The 5591-nt window shown below is 48.2% G+C and carries 7 protein-coding genes; 5 read left to right on the top strand and 2 right to left on the bottom strand.

The window, feature by feature from the left end:
• Positions 1–695: sugar ABC transporter permease (locus RMO52_RS03205; protein ID WP_310410764.1), on the bottom strand; the 695-nt coding region annotated here is incomplete at its 3' end.
• Positions 696–1002: 307 nt separating this feature from the next.
• Here RMO52_RS03205 and RMO52_RS03200 point away from each other — a divergent pair.
• The 4 genes from RMO52_RS03200 (at position 1003) to folE (ending at position 4967) form a co-directional block, all read left to right on the top strand.
• Positions 1003–2034: a long-chain acyl-[acyl-carrier-protein] reductase gene (locus RMO52_RS03200; protein WP_309738541.1), complete on the top strand. Its 1032-nt coding sequence runs from the start codon at positions 1003–1005 to the stop codon at positions 2032–2034.
• Positions 2035–2197: 163 nt separating this feature from the next.
• On the top strand, positions 2198–3172 hold the full coding sequence (locus tag RMO52_RS03195) for an acetyl-CoA carboxylase carboxyltransferase subunit alpha (protein ID WP_310410761.1): 975 nt from the start codon (positions 2198–2200) through the stop codon (positions 3170–3172).
• A gap of 298 nt (positions 3173–3470) precedes the next feature.
• Positions 3471–4202: an SDR family oxidoreductase gene (locus RMO52_RS03190; RefSeq protein WP_309738539.1), complete on the top strand. Its 732-nt coding sequence runs from the start codon at positions 3471–3473 to the stop codon at positions 4200–4202.
• 69 nt (positions 4203–4271) lie between these two features.
• A complete protein-coding gene (gene folE, locus RMO52_RS03185; protein WP_309738537.1) occupies positions 4272–4967 on the top strand; it encodes a GTP cyclohydrolase I FolE in 696 nt (231 codons plus the stop codon).
• Positions 4968–5068: 101 nt separating this feature from the next.
• Here the strand turns inward: folE and RMO52_RS03180 are convergent, their stop codons facing one another.
• Positions 5069–5212, bottom strand: coding sequence for a DUF2256 domain-containing protein (locus tag RMO52_RS03180; RefSeq protein ID WP_310410759.1), 144 nt, complete (start codon positions 5210–5212; stop codon positions 5069–5071).
• Between the two features lie 26 nt (positions 5213–5238).
• Between RMO52_RS03180 and RMO52_RS03175 the strand changes: the two genes are divergently transcribed.
• A partial coding sequence (locus tag RMO52_RS03175) for a TrmH family RNA methyltransferase (RefSeq protein WP_310410757.1) occupies positions 5239–5591 on the top strand: 353 nt, incomplete at its 3' end.

Genomic DNA, 5591 nt, shown 5'->3' with positions numbered 1-5591 from the left:
ACATAGACTTCTTCAAAGATTTTGGTGGCCGCGATCGCGGAAATAACCGCAACCAGCAACAGATAAGGACGCATCAGGGGAATAGTAATATCCCAATGCTTAGTATAACGATCCGATCCATCGATCGCCGCCGCTTCATATAAATCCGCTGGAATCGATTGCAATCCCGCCAAATAAATCGTCATGTAGTAACCCAATCCCTTCCAAATCGTTACCAGCATCACGCTAAATAACGCTAATGCCGGACTAGTCAGCCACGGAATTGCCGGAATACCGACGACCTTTAAAATTTGATTGAGCAAACCATTCTCAGCATAGATAAACTTCCAAGCGATACCCGCAACCACCATCGAAATGATAACTGGGACGTAGTAAGCCGCCCGAAAAAAGCTCATCCCTTTGAGTTTTTGATTGACTAAAATTGCCAGCAGCAGCGGGGCAAATACCAAAATTGGCACCACACCACAGAGATAGAGCAATGTATTCCTAATTGTTTGCCAGAATACCGCATCTTTGGCCAATCGATCGAAATTAGTCCATCCTTGCCAGCTTGCCGTACCCGCGATCGGGTCATAATTGGTAAAGCTCAGATAAAAAGCCTGGACGGCAGGCAAGAATACTGTTATCCCTAGCAGCAGCAATGCTGGCGCGAGGAATAAGTAAGGTGTCCAGTTGAGTTGGCGGAGGCGAATCATGGGGACGCGGGAGACTGGGGGACGGGGGGACGGGGAGACGGGGAGACGGGGGGAAGTGGGGAACTAGCTTGTACTGAGCGAAGTCTAATTGAAAACGGGGAGATTATTAATTTCTTACCTATTACCTTTTACCTCTTACCCATTACCTCTTACCTCTTACCCTAAATTAGCGGGCTAATGAGCAACTTACCTCAATAAGCGATCCCTAGGCCCTATTTTGTACTATTGTGTAGAAAGAGCCATTTAGATCTAGCCGTTATATATCGCTCACCACTTCTGCTCAACAGGCACAACTCGTAAAATCTTCATGTTTGGTCTTATCGGTCACCTTACCAGCTTAGAACATGCCCAAGCCGTCGCTAAAGACTTAGGCTTTCCAGAATATGCAGATCAAGGGCTGGATTTTTGGTGCAGTGCCCCACCACAAACAGTAGATCGGATTACGGTCACAAGTATTACCGGGCAACAGATTGAAGGCTATTACATCGAATCTTGTTTTCTGCCGGAAATGCTAGCAACTAGACGCATCAAAGCAGCGATTCGCAAAATCCTCAATGCTATGGCTCACGCCCAAAAACAGGGAATTCAGATTACTGCTCTCGGTGGATTTTCCTCGATTATTTTTGAAGAATTCGGTCTTTACCAGAATAAACAAGTCCGGAATGTCGAATTAGATTTTGACAGATTTACGACTGGTAACACACATACTGCATATATTATCGCACGGCAGGTCGAGCAGGGTGCGGTCAAACTAGGGATCGAACTGAGCAAAGCGACAGTCGCAGTCGTGGGGGCGACAGGTGATATCGGCAGTGCCGTATGTCGCTGGATTGACAAGCGCACCAATATTGCCGATCTGCTATTAGTAGCTCGCAACCAGGAACGCCTGCAAAACCTCCAAGCTGAGCTGGGACGTGGCAAAATTGTCGAGTTAGAGGCTGCTTTGCCCCAAGCTGATATCATCGTCTGGGTGGCTAGTATGCCAAAAGGGGTCGAAATCGATGCGACTACTCTCAAGCAGCCCTGTCTATTGATTGACGGTGGTTATCCCAAAAATTTGGGCACTAAGATTCAGGCTCCCGGTATCCATGTGATGAATGGGGGGATTGTCGAGCATTCTCTCGACATCGACTGGAAAATCATGAACATCGTCAATATGGATGCTCCCGCTCGCCAGCTCTTTGCGTGTTTTGCCGAAGCGATGTTATTGGAGTTTGAGAAACTGCACACGAGTTTCTCCTGGGGACGCAATCAGATTACGATCGAGAAAATGGAACAAATCGGTCAAGCCTCACTCAAGCACGGTTTTCGACCGCTATTATCGTTTGTCGGGGGTTAGTCCCGCCGCAATGGTAATTGGCGCATCATGCAGGTAAGTAGAGCGTTCGTGGATATACTCGATTGATGATGGCTTTGGCTGAAGCCTATGGTGGGCAGTGCCCACCCTACATTTTTTTACTCCCAGCTCCCAACTCCCAACTCCTAACTCCCAACTCCCAGTCATGGCTGCTCCCAACGAAAAGAAGCCCTTTTTATTAGAATTTGAAAAACCGTTAGCCGACTTACAGCAACGGATCGATCGCATTCGCGAACTTGCTGAAGAAAGTAGCGTCGATATCTCCAGTCAGATTTTACAATTGGAGACTAAATACGTGCAATTGCGCGACGAAATTTTTAGTAGCCTCACTCCCGCTCAGCAGCTCCAACTAGCTCGTCACCCGCGTCGTCCGAGTACGCTCGACTATATTCAGGCAATTTGTGATGAATGGATCGAGTTACATGGCGACAGGCGCGGTAAAGACGATCCGGCGTTGATCGGCGGTGTGGGCAAGTTAGCCGGGATTCCCGTGGTGCTACTAGGGCACCAAAAGGGGCGGGATACCAAAGATAACGTAGCGCGAAATTTTGGGATGGCGGCTCCTGGGGGCTATCGCAAGGCAATGCGCTTGATGGAACATGCCAATCGATTTGGGATGCCAATTCTAACGTTTATCGATACGCCGGGGGCTTGGGCGGGCTTGGAGGCAGAGGAGTTAGGACAGGGTGAAGCGATCGCGTATAATCTACGGGAGATGTTTCGGTTGGATGTACCAATTATTTGTACGGTAATCGGTGAAGGTGGCTCTGGTGGAGCCTTGGGCATTGGGGTCAGCGATCGGTTGATGATGTTTGAACATGCGGTGTACTATGTAGCTAGTCCCGAAGCTTGTGCCTCAATTTTGTGGAAGGATGCCGGGAAAGCACCCCAAGCGGCTGAAGTTCTGAAAATTACCTCTAAGGATTTGAAAAACTTAGGCATTCTCGACCAGATTTTACCAGAACCGCTCGGTGGGGCACATGCGGACTCCGTTCGCGCGGCGGCGGTACTCAAAGATGCCATCCTCAAAAATCTGCATCAGTTACGAGTACTACCATCAGCCGAGCTAAGATCGCTCAGATATGATAAGTTTCGACAGATGGGAGTATTTATTCAGTAAGTGGGTAGACGTAATTATTTATAAGATAGATTATCTCTGAAACCTAGCTGTTGGGCAGCGACGTGCGTTCTGGAGGTTTCCTCCAGATTGAGTGCGTCAAGACAGTGCCCACCCTACGCGATATCTATTCTAGGGTTGTGAATCATTACTCATAATTAGATATTCCCTATTCCCTATTCCCTATCCCCTATCTAGTTCCGATCCCCAAGTCCGATCGACCATCACTCGATCGATGCTATAATCAACTCGTAACAAAAATTTACATATCGCTCACTTCTGGGCAAACTTCCTGGACTAGATGAATCCGATTGCAACAACTAATCGAACGGCATTAATTACGGGCGCAAGCAGTGGCATTGGCAAAGCCACAGCACTAGCTTTTGCAAAAGCAGGCATTAATCTAGCATTGCTAGGGCGGTCTGAGGATAAACTAATGGCAGTAGCAGCCGCTGCAACCACGCTTGGTGTGACAGCCAAAACATACGTGGTAGATTTAGCTCAAATCGATCGAGTTGCGATCGAGATTGCCGCAATTGCCGCAGACTTTGACAATTTAGATATTCTCATCAATAATGCGGGGATGGCTTATACTGGAGCGATCGCCGATACGCCCCTAGCCGATTGGCAACGCATTATCGACCTAAATCTCACCAGCGTTTTCCAATGTATCCAGGGAATTTTGCCGCAGATGCGCCAACGCCAATCTGGGATAATTGTGAACGTATCTTCGATCGCTAGCAAACAGGTATTTCCCAATTGGGGTGCTTATTCGGTCAGTAAATTTGGGCTGATGGCACTAACTAAAGCCATTGCTGGTGAAGAACGCGCCAACGGCATTCGCGTGAGTGCAGTCTGTCCGGGTTCGGTCGATACGCCACTCTGGGATACAGATACCGTCCAAGCCGACTTCGATCGATCTGCTATGCTGACCGCCGAAGCGGTTGCTCAAGGCATCCTCTACGCCGTGCTTGCGCCTGGTGGTGCAGTAGTTGAAGAACTAATTATCATGCCCAGTGGTGGAGCTTTATAGTTCTACAATCGGTCTACCAATCCGGGTTTTGACTCCGCTCATTTATTTTCATATCTATTTAGACCAAACATGACTATTTCATCCCCTCAAAGTGGTAACTCTGCTGGTAAAGATCGCCTTAATAATATTAATCCCAGACCCGATCGTAATACTCTTAATGGCGCGCCAGTAAAGATTCACGATCCAGAAGAAGTTAGCCTAGAAGATATGATGGACTCAGTTCGTCAAATCATCTTAGGAGTAGGCGAAGATCCAGAGCGAGAAGGATTGCTCAAAACTCCCAAACGAGTTGCTGAATCGATGCGATTTTTGACGAGTGGTTACAACCAATCGCTCGAAGAGATCATCAATGGCGCGATTTTTGATGAAGGTCATAACGAGATGGTGCTCGTTCGCGACATCAACTTTTTTAGCATGTGCGAACATCACATGTTGCCATTTATGGGTAGAGCGCATGTTGCCTACATCCCCAACCAAAAAGTCGTTGGCTTGAGCAAACTCGCCCGCATCGTCGATATGTATTCCCGCCGGATGCAGGTTCAAGAACGCCTCACCCGTCAAGTCGCCGAGGCACTGCAAGAAGTTTTAGAACCCAAGGGTGTCGCGGTAGTGATGGAAGCCAGCCACATGTGTATGGTCATGCGCGGCGTCCAAAAACCTGGTTCGTGGACAGTTACCAGTGCGATGCTAGGTGCCTTCCAAGAGGATCAGCGCACTAGAGAAGAGTTTCTTAATCTCATTCGTCATCAGCCAGCGTTTATGTAGGAAGGAGATGGGAGATGGGAGATGGGAGATGGTAGTAAAGATGTGGGTGTTCTTCGATCTAGCGATATCTAAATTCTTACCCACTCTCTCCCATCTCTCATCTACCCTCTCCTCTTCCGGCAGCGTTCGGAACAATACTTGACTTCATCCCAATTAGCTTCCCACTTTTTGCGCCAAGTAAACGATAGATTGCAGACGGGACAGACTTTGGTAGGTAGATCGGATTTCGCGCGATGACGTGGCATGTCAGTTATTAGTAAATAAATGTCCAGTGAGTAGCTCTCTTTATCATATTCGGATTATCTTAGTAGAGCCAACTGGTGCTCTAAATATCGGCTCGATCTCACGGGTGATGAAGAATATGGGATTGACACAATTGGTCATTGTCAATCCCCAATGTGAGGTGCTTGGTGAAGAAGCCACCAGGATGGCAGTACACGCGATCGATCTCTTAGAGACGGCGAGGATCGTTCCAGACTTACCGACAGCTCTCCAGGGTTGTACGCGAGTAATTGCCACTACTGCCAGAGACAGGGCGATTCCGACACAGCTAGAGACACCTAGGCAAGCTTTACCTTGGCTCGTGGAGAGTACGGAACCGACAGCATTATTGTTTGGGCGTGA

Source organism: Chamaesiphon sp. OTE_8_metabat_110, assembly GCF_031382685.1.
Classification (GTDB): Bacteria; Cyanobacteriota; Cyanobacteriia; order Cyanobacteriales; family Chamaesiphonaceae; genus Chamaesiphon.
The sequence above is the reverse complement of the archived record's forward strand: the minus strand, read 5'-3'. Positions and strand labels throughout refer to the sequence as shown.